The sequence below is a fragment of the Microbacterium sp. NPDC055903 genome, assembly GCF_053615555.1.
Window position 1 is genome coordinate 1458588 of sequence record NZ_JBSHCA010000001.1, and the last position, 15938, is coordinate 1474525.

The 15938-nt window shown below is 69.6% G+C and carries 15 protein-coding genes; 5 read left to right on the forward strand and 10 right to left on the reverse strand.

The window, feature by feature from the left end:
- Positions 1–48: 48 nt before the first annotated feature.
- Positions 49–1104, reverse strand: coding sequence for a CAP and S-layer homology domain-containing protein (locus tag ACWGJP_RS06720; RefSeq protein WP_452328972.1), 1056 nt, complete (start codon positions 1102–1104; stop codon positions 49–51).
- Positions 1105–1150: 46 nt separating this feature from the next.
- A complete protein-coding gene (locus ACWGJP_RS06725; RefSeq protein WP_452328973.1) occupies positions 1151–2545 on the reverse strand; it encodes an MFS transporter in 1395 nt (464 codons plus the stop codon).
- A gap of 137 nt (positions 2546–2682) precedes the next feature.
- On the opposite strand from ACWGJP_RS06725, the gene ACWGJP_RS06730 reads away from it, so the two are divergent.
- Positions 2683–3873 (forward strand): MFS transporter, encoded by a 1191-nt coding sequence (locus ACWGJP_RS06730; RefSeq protein WP_452328974.1) that lies wholly within the window; start codon positions 2683–2685, stop codon positions 3871–3873.
- A 222-nt stretch (positions 3874–4095) separates the two neighbouring features.
- Here the strand turns inward: ACWGJP_RS06730 and ACWGJP_RS06735 are convergent, their stop codons facing one another.
- The 8 genes from ACWGJP_RS06735 to ACWGJP_RS06770 form a co-directional block, all read right to left on the reverse strand.
- A complete protein-coding gene (locus ACWGJP_RS06735; RefSeq protein ID WP_452328975.1) occupies positions 4096–4557 on the reverse strand; it encodes a DUF3817 domain-containing protein in 462 nt (153 codons plus the stop codon).
- 302 nt (positions 4558–4859) lie between these two features.
- Positions 4860–5753, reverse strand: coding sequence for a helix-turn-helix transcriptional regulator (locus ACWGJP_RS06740; RefSeq protein ID WP_452328976.1), 894 nt, complete (start codon positions 5751–5753; stop codon positions 4860–4862).
- 39 nt (positions 5754–5792) lie between these two features.
- Positions 5793–6554 (reverse strand): ABC transporter ATP-binding protein, encoded by a 762-nt coding sequence (locus ACWGJP_RS06745; protein ID WP_452328977.1) that lies wholly within the window; start codon positions 6552–6554, stop codon positions 5793–5795.
- Entirely contained in the window at positions 6551–7414 is an 864-nt protein-coding gene (locus ACWGJP_RS06750) for an ATP-binding cassette domain-containing protein (RefSeq protein WP_452328978.1), read from the reverse strand. Before ACWGJP_RS06750 ends, ACWGJP_RS06745 begins: the two co-directional genes overlap by 4 nt.
- A complete protein-coding gene (locus ACWGJP_RS06755; RefSeq protein ID WP_452328979.1) occupies positions 7411–8271 on the reverse strand; it encodes an ABC transporter permease in 861 nt (286 codons plus the stop codon). Before ACWGJP_RS06755 ends, ACWGJP_RS06750 begins: the two co-directional genes overlap by 4 nt.
- Positions 8268–9230: an ABC transporter permease gene (locus ACWGJP_RS06760; RefSeq protein WP_452328980.1), complete on the reverse strand. Its 963-nt coding sequence runs from the start codon at positions 9228–9230 to the stop codon at positions 8268–8270. Before ACWGJP_RS06760 ends, ACWGJP_RS06755 begins: the two co-directional genes overlap by 4 nt.
- A 77-nt stretch (positions 9231–9307) precedes the next feature.
- The gene (locus tag ACWGJP_RS06765; protein WP_452328981.1) at positions 9308–10801 is read right to left on the reverse strand and encodes an ABC transporter substrate-binding protein; all 1494 of its coding nucleotides are present in this window, start codon (positions 10799–10801) and stop codon (positions 9308–9310) included.
- Between the two features lie 41 nt (positions 10802–10842).
- Entirely contained in the window at positions 10843–11556 is a 714-nt protein-coding gene (locus tag ACWGJP_RS06770) for a DUF1684 domain-containing protein (RefSeq protein ID WP_452328982.1), read from the reverse strand.
- 213 nt (positions 11557–11769) lie between these two features.
- On the opposite strand from ACWGJP_RS06770, the gene dnaK reads away from it, so the two are divergent.
- The 4 genes from dnaK to ACWGJP_RS06790 all read left to right on the forward strand — a co-directional run bounded on the left by dnaK (position 11770) and on the right by ACWGJP_RS06790 (position 15763).
- On the forward strand, positions 11770–13626 hold the full coding sequence (dnaK, locus tag ACWGJP_RS06775; RefSeq protein ID WP_452328983.1) for a molecular chaperone DnaK: 1857 nt from the start codon (positions 11770–11772) through the stop codon (positions 13624–13626).
- Positions 13626–14222, forward strand: a complete 597-nt coding sequence (locus tag ACWGJP_RS06780; RefSeq protein WP_452328984.1) for a nucleotide exchange factor GrpE — start codon at positions 13626–13628, stop codon at positions 14220–14222. The genes dnaK and ACWGJP_RS06780 overlap by 1 nt, the downstream gene beginning before the upstream one ends.
- A 7-nt stretch (positions 14223–14229) precedes the next feature.
- Positions 14230–15210 carry a DnaJ C-terminal domain-containing protein gene (locus ACWGJP_RS06785; protein WP_452328985.1) on the forward strand — a complete coding sequence of 327 codons (981 nt, stop codon included), beginning with the start codon at positions 14230–14232 and terminating at the stop codon, positions 15208–15210.
- 109 nt (positions 15211–15319) lie between these two features.
- Positions 15320–15763, forward strand: a complete 444-nt coding sequence (locus tag ACWGJP_RS06790) for a heat shock protein transcriptional repressor HspR (protein ID WP_452328986.1) — start codon at positions 15320–15322, stop codon at positions 15761–15763.
- The last annotated feature ends 175 nt before the right edge of the window (positions 15764–15938 follow it).

The window sequence follows — 15938 nt, forward strand, 5'->3', positions numbered from 1 at the left end:
TTCCCGTACGGCGCCGGGCCTGACCGTCGAACGGGTGACGCCTGCTCGTCAATGCGCGAGGCCGTACAGGAAGACGGACAGCGCAGCACGCGTCGTGCTCGATGCCGGACGATACGTCGTGCCGGTGGCGGCGCCCTGCTTCGACATCCACACGATCGCGGCGTATCCGGTCGAGGTCTTGGCGACATCGGTGAACGGCGACGCCGCGGTCGTGCTCACCGCCGGAGAGCCGGCCTGGCGATGCAGCATGATGGCGACGGACTGCCTCGTGACGGCGGAGCCCGGCGCATACGTGCGCGTGCCGTCGGCCTGCTTCGTGCCGGTCGAGATCCCCTTCGCATACAGCCACGCGATGACCTTGTACTGCGCGTGCGTCGTCGGAACATCCTTGAACGGGGAGGTCTTCGGCGGCGTGAACGCGGGGGATCCGGCGTACCGGTAGAGCATGGTCGCGAAGGCCGCACGGCTCACGACGGCATCCGGCGCGAAGGTCCGCGCCCCGGACGCGCCGCATGCCGTCCCCTTGTCGATGCCCTTCGACGACATCCACGTGATCGCCGTCGCGGAGGAATGCCAGCTGCGCACATCGAGGAAGGGCCCCTTCGCGTTCGCGGCGTACGCGGCGAAGTTCTGCGTCCCCCAGGTCGGATACTTCGTGCCCGTGCTGCGGACGAAGCCGATGCCGATGTCCGTCGCTCGGGGGTTCAGGATGTTCGCCTTGTGGCCGGCGGAGTTCATCCAGCCCGTCATCATCGCCGTGCCGCTCGTGTAGCCGGCCGCGACGTTCTCACCGGCCCACGTCCAGCCCGTCGGGATCTGCGTCGAGTACTTCGGATTGTGCGACATAGCGTTCTTCGCGGCCATCGCCTTCGACCAGTTCCGCGCCACCGTGTTCATCGCCGCGTTGCTGCGCACGACCGGCAGGCATGCCTTCAGGCGTTGGGCGTTGACGAGGGTGAGGATCGTCGCCTCATCGGCCGACGAGACGGTGACCGCGAGCCGCGCGGGCCCTGCCGCGGGCGCCGCCGACGCGGTGGCCGGGGGAACGAGGAGTGCAGCGGTGAGGATGCCGACGAGGAGCACCCGTGGGGGGAATCGGTGCATGCGGAGAACGATATCGCCTCCGAGGTTGCATCCGGTTCTGAGCGGCTCAGCGCCCCTTCACCGGCAGCAGCAGGAGGAACCCGGCCAGCAGCACGAGCACGATGCCGAGGATGCCGAAGGCGGTGACGCTCGTCAGGGCGATGAGCAGCGTCCAGGCCGCCGAGGAGATCCAGCTCGCCGCCCGCCCCGTGGTGGCGTAGAGGCCGAAGATCTCGCCCTCGCGCCCGGCCGGCGTGACCCGCGCGAGGAACGAGCGCGCCGCCGCCTGGGCGGGGCCGACGAAGGCGCACAGCAGCAGCCCGCCGATCCAGAACACGATCTGCCCCGCGTCCACGAGGAAGAAGACCGCGAGGCCTGCGACCACCATCGCCGCGAGCGAGAACAGGATGATCCGCTTCGGCCCGTACCGGTCATCGAGACGCCCGGCGAGGATCGTCGACACCCCCGCGATGAGATTCGCCGCGATCCCGAAGATGACCAGCTCGAGGAAGTCGAAGTCGAAGACGAGGTTCGCGATGACGGCGCCGAAGGCGAAGACCCCGGCGAGCCCGTCGCGGAAGACGGCACTGGAGAGCAGGAACCAGAACGTCTGCCTGGTCTGCGGTGTCCGGTACAGGCCGATCACGTCGCGGACGAGCAGCACGTAGGAGCGGAAGAAGCCCACCTTGCGCTCCGGGCGTCCGAGCGACGGCTCGGGGACGCTGAGGAAGATCGGGATGCTGAACACGATCGCCCATACCGCGCATCCGACCGCGATCAGTCGGAACGGGAGACCGTTCTCCTCCGGCAGGCCGAACCAGTCGGAGACGTAGAAGACGATGACGATGACGAGCGCGACGATGCCGCCGAGGTATCCGAAGCCCCACCCGAGCCCCGAGATGCGGCCGACCGTCTTGGGGCTGGCGATGCCGATGAGCATCGCGTTCGAGTTCACCGCGGCGATCTCGCCGAAGACGCTGCCCGCCGAGATCAGCGCGACGCCCAGCCAGAACAGCGTCGGCTGCGGCTCGACGAACCACAGCCCGAGCATGCACGCGACGAGCGCGCCCGTGCCGATGCCGAGCCACAGCTTCTGGCGTCCCGCCGCATCCGCCCGCTGGCCGAGCACGGGTGCGAGGAACAGGATCGCGAGCCCCGCGATCGTCGAGCCGAGCCCCAGCCCGGAGGCGAGATCGGCCTCGGCAGCGGTGCGGATCGGGTCGTCCTCGCCGAGCGAGGCGATGCTCTCGGGGAGGAACGCGTCCGTGGTCAGGTAGAGCGCGGTGAAGATGAAGGTGAGGATGACGGTGTTGAACGGCTGCGTCGCCCAGTCCCACAGCGCCCACGAGTAGACCTGCTTCTTCGGTGCGGGCTCCTCGCCGCGCAGGTCGAGCCCGATCACGCCGACCGCCCCGCTGCTCGCGGTCGCCTCGGGGCGCGGGATGCTGGCTTCGTCGTTCATGCTTCGAAGTCTGGCCTCGTCGGGTGAACGCCGGGTTGCGGCGCGCCGTGTCGGAATCCGGGGCGGCCAGGACGAACGGTCGGATGCGCAGGACGACCGATCGGGCGGAACGGGATGCGGCACGAGAGAGTGGAACCATGACGACGACCGCTCCCGTGCCCACGAACACCGCCGCACCCGTTGAGCGGATGCGATACGGCGGCCTCATCGTCGTGATGCTGATGAGCTTCCTGCTCGTCACGGCGGAGTTCCTGCCCAACGGCATGCTCACCGAGATGGCCGAGGGACTGGGCGTCACCCCCGGGCAGGCGGGGCAGACCGTGACGGTCACCGCCCTCGTCGGGCTGCTCGTCGCGCCGACCATCGGCCTGATGTTCCCGCGGCTCGACCGTCGGAGCCTCTTGGTGTGGATGGCGCTCGCCGCAGGCGTCTCGAACCTCATCGTCGCCGTCGCCCCGAACCTCATCCTCGTGCTCCTGGCCCGGTTCCTCCTCGGTGCGGCCATCAGCGCCTTCTGGTCGATGTCGATCACAGTGGCCGCCCGCATCGCGGGCCCCGAGCGGATCGGCCGAGCGGTGATGTTCACGACCGCGGGCACGTCGCTGGCCACCGTCGCAGGGGTCCCCCTGGGGGTCATGCTCGGCGAGCTGCTCGACTGGCGTGCGGTGTTCGCCCTCGCCGGGGTGATCACGGCTCTGCTGGCGATCGGCCTGAGGGAGCTGCTGCCCTCGGTGCCGGCGGCGCAAGCATCCAGCATCCGCATCCTCGTCGACACCGTCCGCCGCCCAGGCGTCGGGCCGGGGCTCGCGGGACACGTGCTCGTCGTGCTCGGCCACTTCCTGGCGTACACCTACATCCGCCTCGCGCTCGAGCGGATCCCCGACGTGGATGCCGGCACCATCATCGTGCTCCTCGCGCTCTTCGGTGCAGGAGGCCTCGTCGGCAACCTCGTGATCGGCCTCGTCGTCGACCGCGCCTTCGGCGTCTTCGCCGTCGCAGGGCCCGTGACCATCGCCGCGGCCGTGCTCGCCACCGTCCTGCTGCCCGGGTCGATCGTGGCCGTCGGGATCGCGGTCATCGCGTGGGGCTTCTTCTTCTCCTCGTGGCTCATCGTCGTGAACACCTGGGTCGGCCACCGGATGCCCGATCGGCTGGAGGCCGGCGGAAGCCTCGTCGTCGTCGGATTCCAGGGCGCGATCATGATCGCCGCCGGCGTCGGGGGAGTGCTCGTGGATGCGCTCGGGGTCGAGCTGAACTACGTCATCGGCGCGGCGCTGCTCGTGGCAGGTGCGCTGCTGTTCGGCGCGTCGAACCGGATCCGCGGCTGAGCGCGGCGGCGGGGCCGGCTCACTGCTCCGGCCTTCACCCGGGCGCGGGCCGCGCCGGGCTTGCATCCGGTCGCAGAAATGGCGGGGTCGGTGGCCCCTCACCTGCCTCTTGTGTGACCGGCCTGCCGGTCAGGTCGCTGGAATGGCTGGTCGACGGGGCTGAGGTCGCCCGTGGTGTGACTGGGGCCGGTGGCCCTGCCCGCGGAATCCCGCTGGGCGGCGTCACTTCCCGCCGGGAGGACCGATCAGCAGCAGGGCGACATAGAGCCCGACGATGGCCGCCGCCAGGAGCACCGCGAGCACCCACGGCCGGCGCAGGAACCAGCGCATCAGGCGGTCGTACCAGCGCCGGTCGCGCGGGTCGTCCGTCTCGGTGAGCCGCCACTCTCCTTCCAGCCGTCCAGAGCGGTGCAGCCAGATCTCCACCGGGATCGTCGCGTAGGGGATCACGGCGCTCGCGACGGCCAGGACGGCGACGCCGACGCTCCAGCGCTGATGGATCGCGACGAGAAGGGCGGTCGCGCCGTAGGCGAGGAAGACGAAGCCGTGGATGCCTCCGCCGATGGTGACCAGGAGAGGAGTCGCCCCCAGCGCCCTGGCGATGAGCGCCGCGATGAGGATCGTCCAGGTGATCGCCTCGGCGATCGCGAGCGCGCGGAACAGTCGGGCGGGTGCACGGAACACGGGTACTCCTCGGGTGGGGGTTCTCCCAGCCTACGAGAGCCGGATGAGAGCGGTGTGCGACCGACCCGGTCTGGGGTGACGTGCGGGGATCGGTCACGCTACCGGTGGCCTCTGCTCCCGCATCCGGCCATTCCCGTGACACGACGTGGCGGCCGGTCACACAAGAGGCGGGTCAGGGGCAACCCACCCCGCCGTTTCTGTGACCGGGGGTGCGGGCGTCGGGGCGCGGGATTCCGCCGGCGGGGAGACCCGGCGGGGAGGCCGGCCGGTGGCCGGGCGGGGATGCCGCGGCGGGGCCGGGCTCAGGCGGAAACCGCGAGTCGGCGCTCGCGCGTGCGCCACCGCGACGGGATCACCCCGGTATGGCGGCGGAAGGCGCGGCTGAAGCCCTCGTCCGAGGCATAGCCGAGCTCGCGCGAGGTCTCCGACACCGAACGGCCGTCGGCGAGCATCCGCTTCGCCGCACGCATCCGCACCTCGGTCACGTAGCTGACGGGCGACTGCCCGACGATCGTGCGGAACCGCTCGGCGAACACCGAACGCGACATGGCGCCGATGCCGGCAAGGGCGTCGACCGTCCACTCCCGACCCGGCTCGGCGTGGATCGCCGAGAGGACCCTGTCGAGGAACGGGTCGCCGCCGCGCGCGGGCCAGCCCTGCGGGGCGCAGCCGTTCTGCGCCCACGCGCGGATGACCGACAGCAGGACGGTCGTGACCATCATCCGGCAGATGATCGGGTCGCCGGCCGTCGGCGCGGCATGCGTCGGGCCGAGGTTCTCGGCGAGGGCGGCCGCCGCAGGCTCGAGCGAGGCGAAGCCGGTCACGAACACGAACCCGGGGAGCTCCGCGATCGCGCCGGAGGGATGCAGGTCGAGCTCCGCCGTCATCAGCCGCGCTCCGGAGACGGATTCCAGGGCGATGCCGTGTCGGCCGAGCGAGAGGAAGGCATCGCCGGCGAGCAGGGTGCGCCGGCCGTCGACCCTGGTGGTCTGGCCTGCGGGAACGTCCAGCGAGCACCCGGTCTCGCGCACGGCATCGGCGGTGATCTCGCCCTCCACCACATAGGCGAGCGTCACGGAACCGGTGGGGAGCGGCAGCATCCGTCCTGCACCGACGATCGTCCGCTCCGCGAATCCGACGCGGACCTCGACAGAGGTCAGCGCCTCCTCGAGCAGGGCGGGATCGATCGAGCTCATGATGATCCCAACGAAGCGCTCGCCGAGGCTATTCCGGTCTCAGGGCGCGGGAGGCAGACGCGGGATCGCCGACACGAGCGTGCGTGCGTAGTCGGTGGCCGGAGCATCCAGGATGCTGCGCGTCGGCCCCTCCTCGACGACCCGGCCATCCCTGAGCACGACGGTGCGCTCGCACAGCGCGGCGACGGCGCTCAGGTCGTGCGAGACCATCACCAGCGCCATGCCGGTCTCGGCTCTCAGCGCCCCGAGCAGCTCGATCACCTGGATGCGCGTCGTGACATCCAGCGCGCTCACCGGCTCATCCGCGAGCAGCACCCGAGGCTTCGAGACGATCGCGCGGGCGATGGCGATGCGTTGACGCTGCCCGCCGGAGAACTCGTGCGGGTATCGGCCGAGCACATCGGCATCCAGGCCGACAGAGCCGACGGCATCCGCCACCGCCCTCGTCGCCTCGTCGCCGCGCGCGAGGCCCAGGGACCGCAGCGGCTCGCCGACGATGCGGTCGATGCGCTGCCGAGGATCCAGCGAGGAGTACGGATCCTGGAAGACCGTCTGCACCTCGGACCGGAAGCGGCGCATGAGGCGCCGGTCTCTGCGGTCCAGCGTTGAGCCGTCGTAAAGGACCCTGCCCTCCTGCGGCGAGGACAGACCCAGCAGGAGCGAGAAGATCGTGGACTTGCCCGCACCGGACTCGCCGACGAGACCGACGGCCTCGCCGGGGGCGATCGCGAGAGAGACGTCGTCGACGACCGTGCGAGCGCCGTAGCCGAAGCGCGCGTTCTGGAGTTCGAGGATGCTCATCGGGCGCCTCCGAGGTCGGAGTCGGGTTCGGAGGGGTGCGCTTCGACGGGCTCAGCGAGCTGGGGGGAGGGGTGCGCTTCGCCGTCGAGGGCGGAGTCGAGGGCCCGTGCGCTCGCCACGAGACGGCGGGTGTACGGATGCTCGGGGGCGCCGACGATCCGGGCGAGCGCCCCCTGCTCGACCGCCGACCCGCGCTGCATCACGAGGACGCGATCGGTCATCCGCGCGACGACGGCCAGATCGTGGCTGATGAACAGCAGCGCCATGTCGCGCTCGGCGACCAGTCGGTCGAGCATCGTCAGGATCTCGTCCTGCACCGTGACATCCAGCGCCGTCGTCGGCTCGTCGGCGATGAGCAGCTTCGGGCGCCCGGCGAGGGCGATCGCCGTCGCCACCCGCTGCCGCTGTCCGCCGGACAGCTCGTGCGGGTATGCCCGCGCGATGCGCGGATCGGGGAGCGAGACGTCCGCCAGGGCGGTGTGCACGGCATCCTGCAACGCCGCCCCCCGGAGACCGAGATGCCGTCGCATCGGCTCGGCGATCTGCCGCTCGACGCGCATGAGAGGGTCGAGGGCGGTGAGCGGCTCCTGGAACAGGACGGCCGCGGCCGTGCCGCGCAGCGGTCGCAGGGTGCGGTCGGCGGTGCCGATGACCTGCGTGCCGTCGAGCAGCACCGACCCCGTCGCGTTCAGCCCACCGCCGAGGAGCCCTGTGACCGCGAGAGAGGTGAGCGACTTGCCGGACCCCGATTCGCCGATCACGCCGACGCGCTCGCCGGCCGCGACGGTGAAGGAGATCCCGTCGACGAGCGGCCGTCCTCCGGCCGTGACGGTGAGGTCTGTGACATCCAGCAGCGTCATCGCGACCTCCTTCGCGTCGGGTCGGCGAAATCGCGCAGTCCATCGGCGATGAAGTTGACCCCGAGGACGAGGACGACGAGGGCGACGCCTGGCGCGATGGCGCCGACGGGCGCGGTGAGCACCGTGCCCTGCGCCTCCTGAAGCAGGCGGCCCCAGGACGCGTTCGGCGGCGGAGCGCCCAACCCCAGGTACGACAGGCTCGCCTCGGCGAGCACGGCGGCGCCGAACTGCAGCGCGAGGTTCACACCGAGGGTGGGGGCGATGTTCGGCAGCACGTGGAAGGCGATGATCCCCGGCAGGCGGGTGCCGCTCGTGCGGGCGGCCGTGATGTACTGCTCGCGCAGCACACGGCGGGCGAGGATGCGGGTGAGCCGGGCGACCACCGCCGACATCGCCAGGCCGATCGCGAGGATCGCCGACCACAGCGACGCCCCCTGCACGGCGACGACGAGCATCGCCAGCAGCAGCACGGGGAAGGCGATGATCACGTCCAGGGTCGCGGACAGGGAGTCGTCGAGCCAGGGGCGCGCGAACGCGGCGACGAGGCCGATCGCGATGCCGAGGACGGCGGCGATGGCGACGGATGCCGTGCCGACGACAAGGGCGATGCGGGCGCCGATCATGAGCTGCGTGAAGAGGTCGCGCCCGAGCTTGTCCGTGCCGAGCAGGTGCTCGGCGCTCGGCCCCTCGAGGCGACCGCCGCTGATGTCGGACGGGTCGAACGGCAGCCAGAAGAGCGAGACGAGCGCCAGCAGCACCACGGCACCGGTGAAGCACGCGCCGAGCACGAGCGTGGTGTGCGTGCGGCGCCGCTTCGGCGCGGCATCCGCGATCTGCTGCTCGACGACGGCGCTCATCGGTTGCCCGCCACGGAGGTGCGAAGCCGCGGATCGACGAGCCGCTGGACGATGTCGGCGGCGAAGCCGACGAGGAGGACGAAGAGGGTGCTGACCACGAGCACGCCCTGGATGCTGGCGTAGTCGTGCTGCTCGATGCCGGCCAGCAGCATGCTCCCCAGCCCCGGCAGCGTGAACACGCTCTCCACGACGACCGCACCGAGCAGGGTGGTGGACAGCTCGATGCCGAGCACGGCGATCACCGGCACGGCGCCGTTGCGCAGGCCGTGACGCAGCAGCGCTTCGGCGAGGCCAGAGCCGCCGGCGCGTGCGGTGCGCAGATAGTCGCTGCCGAGGACGTCGAGGGTGGCGGATCGCACGTAGCGGCTGAGCGAGGCGCTCATGACGATCGCGACGGTGAGGACGGGGAGGGTCAGCGAGCGCAGAGCGTCGGCCGGGTCTTCCCAGTCATCGCGGGGGAACCCGCCGGAGGGCAGGATGCCGAGGCCGAGCGCGAAGATCCAGACGAGGATGATGCCCACCCAGAACACCGGAACGGCGATGCCGAGCTGGGCGAAGCCGCTGAGGGCGGCGCCGTACCAGCGGTCGGCCTTGACCGCCGCGGTGATGCCGATCACGAGCGAGAGCACGAGGGCGAGGGCGAAGGAGAGCAGCGTCAGCGGAAGCGTGACGACGAGGCGGGAGGAGATCTCCGGCCCGATCGGAAGAGTGGAGATGTAGCTGCTGCCGAGGTCGAAGCGCAGCATCTGCCCCGCCCAGGTGAAGAACTGCTGCAGCAGCGGCTGGTCGGAGCCGACCTGCGCGCGCGCCGCCGCGATCTGCTCCTCGGTGGCGTTCACCGAGAGCAGGGCGTTCGCCGGATCCCCCGGCAGCAGCCGCAGCAGCACGAAGATCACGATCATGGCGACGACGAGCGACACCACGAGGAACGCGAAGCGACGGGCGAGGTAGGCGAGCATGGGATCTCTCGGGCGGAACGGGCGACGCCTCGTGGATGGCGCCGGTGAGGGCACGACATCCACGAGGCGTCGAACGGTCAGGACTTGACGATGTCGTAGGCGAAGAACTGCGAGTTCAGGCCGTTGACAGGGTATCCGGTGACGTCGCTGGAGGCGACGACGATCTGCGGGTAGAGGTACAGCCACACGCTCGCGGCATCCTCCGCGATCTGCTCGTTGACCTTCTTCAGCAGCTCGGTCTGCTCCTCGACGGTCGCGGCCTGCTCCGCCTCGGCGACCCACTGCTGCACGTCGGCGTTGTCATAGCCCCAGTAGAAGTCGGGGTTGCCGTACCAGACGACATCGCGGTCGTTGACGTGCTCCTGCAGCGTCGCCTCGAAGTCGCGCTCCTGGTAGACCTTCGTGTACCACTCGTCCGCGCTGATCGTGTTGATCTCCACCGTGACGCCGATCTCGGCGAGCTGCGACTGCAGGAACTCGGCCACGGCCGGGTGCGGGTCGTAGCTGGGGGTGTCGAGCGTGAACGAGAAGCCGTCCGGGTAGCCGGCCTCGGCCAGCTGCTCCTTGGCCAGGGCGACGTCGTAGGGGTTCACATCGGTGAGGTCCTCGTACCAGGGGTCGGTCGGCGGCACCATCGATCCGATGAGCGTGCCGTAGTCGCCCCAGATGGAGCTCAGCAGCTTCTCCGTGTCGACGGCCGAGTAGATCGCCTTGCGCACGAGCGCGTCGTCGAACGGGGCGACACGGTCGTTGAACGCGAGCAGCTCCTTCGTTGTGGAGGTGCCCTCGGTGATGACGTAGTCGTCGCCGGTGAACTGCTCGAGAGCATCCGGGCTCTGCACCGTGGTGATCAGGTCGATCTCGCCGGTGAGCAGGGCGTTGTTCTGCGCGGTCGCGTCGGTGAAGTAGGTGTAGACGACCTCGGCGTTCGCCGCGGACTCGCCCCAGTAATCGTCCCAGCGGTCCAGGGTCAGCGTGCTGCCCTTCTTCCACTCGTCCAGCGTGTAGGGGCCGGTGCCGTCCTCGGCGGTGGTGAGGTCGCCCGCCTCGGCGTTCACGATCCAGACGTAGCTGAGGTTGTAGAGGAACGAGATGGAGCGCTCGGAGAGGGTGAAGACGACGGTGGAGTCGTCGGGGGTCTCGATGCCCGCGATCACACCGAACGCCGACTTGCGCGCCGACTGCGAGTCCTCGGCGGTGACCGCCTCGATGCTCGCCTTGACGTCGGCGGAGGTGAGCTCCTTGCCGGAGTGGAAGCTCACGCCGTCCTTCAGCGTGATCGTGTAGGTCAGGCCGTCTTCGCTGACCTCGGCGTCCTCGGCCAGCAGCGGCTCGACCTCGCCGTCGTCGGTGAGCTTGTACAGCCCCTCGTAGACGTTGCCGGTGAGGGCCTCGGTCACGCCCTGGCCGCCTCCGGCGACGTTCGAGAGGTTGACGGGCTCGTACAGCGAGCCGATGTACACGGTGGCGTCGGCGCTGTCTGCGGCGGTGTCGTCGGATGCCGTCGAGCAGCCGGCGAGCACGAGCGCCGAGACGAGCACGGTCGCGCCGAGCGCGAGGGACTTCTTCACAGAGTTCTCCTGATGTTTCGGGTAGGGGTCGGGATGCCGCGTCAGGCGGAGTAGATGTCGAAGCCGCCGGTGAAGACGACGTTCTTCTCGCCTGCACGGATGGCTTCGGCGAACCGGTTCTGCGCCGGCGGCAGCGGGCAGTTGTACTGCGCGGAGAAGCCGCACGGCGGCACGAAGGCGCGGTTGAAGTCGAGCACGACGGGGCCCGCGTCGCCGAAGGCGCTGTCGTCGTCGCGGCGGACGAAGAGGAACCTGCCTGAGCCGTAGGTCTCCGGCCCGTTCGTGGCGTCGCCGAACACGAGCAGCAGCACGCCGCCGTCGTCGAAGGCGGCGAGGCGGTGCTCCTCGCCGTTCAGCGTGAACGTGATGTCGCCCGGTACGACGAGCTCGCGCGTGCCGCCGTTGTCGCGGATGTGCTCGAAGGGCACGGTGCGTCCGGCATCCACCGGGGTGAACCGCGCGTCGATGACCCAGGCGGGGTCGTAGTCGTAGGCGTCGATGCGGTCGAAGGCGCGGATCGCCGGGGCATCCGCATCCCAGACGCGCAGACCGTGCTCGGCCGAGCCCGTGGAGATGTCGGTGCGCTGGATCGGCGTGACGGTGACGGATGCCGGGGATGCTGCCTGCTCGGCCTCGATGTCCGGGCGCTCACCGCCTGTCCAGCGCGTCTCGACGAGGGCGAGGTTGCCCGTGGGTGCGGTGACGGCTTCGCGGCGCTTCTGGCGCCAGGCCGCGTGTTCTTCAGCTGCAGACATGACTCATCAAGGGTAAGGAGCGGGGGAGGACGCGAGAAACCGCACGTCTCATGGTGAAACACCGCAGGGGGTGCTCGGCATTCCCGCTCTCAAAGTTGAGCGAACTCATATCAAGTTTGTTTGACAGCGATCCTGTCGCGAGGTACAGTTGAGCCATCGCGACTCAGGTTTCTGAGGACGCGCCCCAGGACTTCAGCAACAAAGGAGAATCACATGGCACGTGCTGTTGGAATCGACCTCGGTACGACGAACTCCGTCGTCAGCGTCCTCGAGGGTGGCGAGCCGAAGGTCATCGCCAACGCCGAGGGCTTCCGCACGACCCCGTCGGTCGTCGCCTTCACGAAGGACGGCGAGGTGCTCGTCGGCGAGACCGCCAAGCGTCAGGCCGTCACCAACGTCGACCGCACCGTCGCATCCGTCAAGCGCCACGTGGGCACCACCTGGACGTTCGACGTCGACGGCAAGAAGTGGACGCCGCAGGAGATCTCCGCGCGCATCCTCCAGAAGCTCAAGCGCGACGCCGAGGCGTACCTCGGCGACACCGTCACGGATGCCGTCATCACCGTTCCCGCGTACTTCAACGACGCCGAGCGCCAGGCCACCAAGGAGGCCGGCGAGATCTCCGGCCTGAACGTGCTCCGCATCATCAACGAGCCCACCGCCGCGGCCCTCGCGTACGGCCTCGACAAGGGCAAGGAGGACGAGCTCATCCTCGTCTTCGACCTCGGTGGCGGAACCTTCGACGTCTCGCTGCTCGAAGTGGGCAAGGACGACGACTTCTCCACCATCCAGGTGCGCGCCACCGCCGGCGACAACCGCCTCGGCGGCGACGACTGGGACCAGCGCCTCGTCGACCACCTGATCAAGCAGTTCAAGGAGACCAGCGGCGTCGACGTCTCGGGTGACAAGATCGCCCTGCAGCGCCTCAAGGAGGCTGCGGAGCAGGCGAAGAAGGAGCTGAGCTCCTCGACCTCGACCTCGATCAACCTGCCGTACCTGTCGCTGACGGAGTCCGGCCCGGTGTCGCTGTCCGAGACGATCACCCGTGCGAAGTTCGAGGACCTGACCAAGGACCTCCTCGACCGCACCAAGAAGCCCTTCGACGACGTCATCCGCGAGGCCGGCGTCAAGGTCGCCGACATCGACCACATCGTGCTCGTCGGCGGATCGACCCGTATGCCCGCCGTCGCCGAGCTCGTCAAGCGCGAGACCGGCAAGGACGCCAACAAGGGCGTCAACCCCGACGAGGTCGTCGCCGTCGGCGCCGCCCTGCAGGCCGGCGTGCTGAAGGGCGAGCGCAAGGACGTCCTCCTCATCGACGTGACCCCGCTGTCGCTGGGCATCGAGACCAAGGGCGGCCGGATGACGAAGCTCATCGACCGCAACACCGCGATCCCGACCAAGCGCAGCGAGACCTTCACCACGGCGGACGACAACCAGCCGTCCGTCGCGATTCAGGTCTTCCAGGGCGAGCGCGAGTTCACCCGCGACAACAAGCCGCTGGGCACCTTCGAGCTGACCGGCATCGCCCCTGCTCCCCGCGGCATCCCGCAGATCGAGGTCACCTTCGACATCGACGCCAACGGCATCGTGCACGTGTCCGCCAAGGACAAGGGCACCGGCAAGGAGCAGTCGATGACGATCACGGGCGGCTCCTCGCTGTCCAAGGAGGACATCGAGCGTATGGTGCGCGAGGCCGAGGAGAACGCCGCCGAGGACAAGAAGCGCGCAGAGGCCCTCGAGCAGCGCAACCAGGCCGAGACGCTGTCGTATTCGATCGAGAAGCTCATCAAGGAGAACGAGGACAAGCTCCCCGCCGAGGTGAAGGACGAGGTCCAGGCCGACGTCGACGCTCTGAAGACGGCGCTGGCCGGCGAGGACGACGACGCCGTGAAGGCCGCGTTCGACAAGCTGAACGAGTCGCAGGGCAAGCTCGGCGAGGCGATCTACGCGCAGTCGCAGGCGGATGCCGCTGCCAGCGAGCCGCAGGCGGATGCTTCCGCAGACGCCTCCTCCGATGAGGATGTCGTCGACGCCGAGGTCATCGACGAGGACGAAGAGAAGAAGTAATGACGGACAAGAACTTCGACGAGGTTCCTGAGGACGAGGGGTCGGATGCTGCGGCGTCCGGCCCCGCGCCGCAGGATCAGGCATCCCAGGAACCCGCGGACGCGGACCTGACGGTCGAGGACATCCTCGGTGCCGCGCAGACGGAGGAGGCCGCGGCATCCGACGCGGCCATCGCCGACGCGGAGTCCGCTCTGCTGAACGATCTCAAGCGTCTGCAGGCCGAGTACGCCAACTACCGCCGCCGCACCGAGGAGCAGCGCCACATCGAGATCGCCAGGGCGAAGGGCGAGGCCGCCAAGGGCCTCATCCCCGTCCTCGACGACCTCGACCGCGCGGCCCAGCACGGCGACCTCGTGGAGGGCACTCCCTTCGCGGTGATCGCCGAGAAGGTGCGCTCCGTCGTCGAGAAGCTGGGCGTGGAGTCCTACGGCGAGAAGGGCGAGGAGTTCGACCCGCAGCAGCACGAGGCGATCTTCCAGCAGCCGACCCCCGGCGCCACGACCACGACGATCCTCGAGGTCGTCGAGGTCGGCTACCGCCTGGGCGACGTGGAGCTGCGCCCGGCGAAGGTCGTCGTCGCCGTCCCGGCAGAGTAGGGGACCGATGGCTAGCCAGGACTGGTTCGACAAGGACTTCTACAAGACGCTCGGCGTCGACAAGAGCGTCAGCGATGCGGACCTGAAGAAGACGTACCGCAAGCTCGCTCGGAAGTATCACCCGGACTCCAACCAGGGCGATGCCAAGGCCGAGGCGACCTTCAAGGAGATCAGCGAGGCGTACTCGGTGCTCTCCGACCCCGAGCAGCGCAAGGAGTACGACGAGATCAGGGCCATGGGGTCCGGGGCGCGCTTCACCGCCGGTGGCGGAGGAGCGGGCGGGTTCGAGGACGTCTTCAGCCGCTTCGGGCAGCGCGGTCAGTCGAACGCCGACTTCGAGGACATCTTCGCGATGTTCAACCAGGGGCAGGGCGGATCGTTCGGCTCAGGACGGTTCGGCCAGACCTCCGGCGGATTCCGTGGCTTCGGCGGCCCGCAGCGCGGTGCGGACATGACGGCTCGCACCACGATCGACTTCGTCACCGCCGCGCAGGGAGAGACCATCACCCTGCAGGGCGAGGACGGCAAGCCGTTCAAGGTGAAGATCCCCGCCGGCGTCTCCGACGGCCAGAAGATCCGCCTGCGCGGTCGTGGTCGTCCCTCGCCGGATGGCGGGGAGAGCGGCGACATCGTCGTGAGCGTGACCGTGCGCCCGCATCCGGTCTTCACCAGGGACGGGCAGAACCTCAGGGTGACCGTGCCGGTGACCTTCACCGAGGCGGCGCTCGGCGCGACCATCGAGGTGCCGACGCTCGGCGGCGACGTGGTCAAGCTCCGTGTCGCTCCGGGGACGCCGTCGGGGCGCGTGCTGCGCGTGAAGGGGCGGGGCATCTCGAACAGCAAGGGCACCGGCGATCTGCTCGCCGAGCTCCAGGTCGCTGTGCCCTCCCACCTCGACGAGGCCGCGCGCGCCGCGCTCGAGGCCTTCCAGGCCGCCGAGCCCAAGGAGAACCCGCGCGCCGACCTCATCGCGAAGGCGCGCGGCTGATGAACCCCCGGGCCGTCGCAGGCATCCCTGTCGCCTTGGGCGGATCCTCTGCGGATCTGCTCGTCGCGATGCGCATGCCTGCGACGGCGTCCGGACAGAGGAGAGCGGCATGACGCCCGACGACGAGGACGCCCCGGTCTTCGCGATCGCGGTCGCCGCCGAACTCGCCGGCATGCACCCGCAGACATTGCGGCAGTACGACCGCATCGGGCTCGTCGTGCCCGGTCGCACGAGGGGCGGCTCGCGACGTTACTCGGCCCGCGACGTGCAGCAGCTCCGCGAGGTCGCCCGGCTCTCCGGCGAGGGCATGAGCCTGCCCGCCATCGCGCGCCTGCTCGATCTCGAGGACGAGGTGCGGATGCTCCGCCGTCGCGTGCTCGAGCTCGAGGGTGCGCTCCGCGCCGAACGGGAGAACCGCCCCGGCGTGCGCGTCTTCGCCGCCGGTGCCACCGGCTCCATCGTCACCGTGCCCTCAGGCAGGCGCGTGCGCCGCGCCACCGAGGTCGTGCTGTGGCGGCCGGGACTGCGCTCCGGCGACGATTCCGCCGACTGAACCGGACCGCTCGCTAGTCGCTCGCTGAGCGGCTTGCCCCTGCTCGCTGAGCCTGTCGAAGCGCAGCTTCTCGCGCCGCGCGCGCATTCGACGATGCCGTCGAAACTGCCTCGGGTTGACTTATGAAATCGATTGCAGTTTACTGTATTTCGTTAACGGTACACGAAGAGGTGGA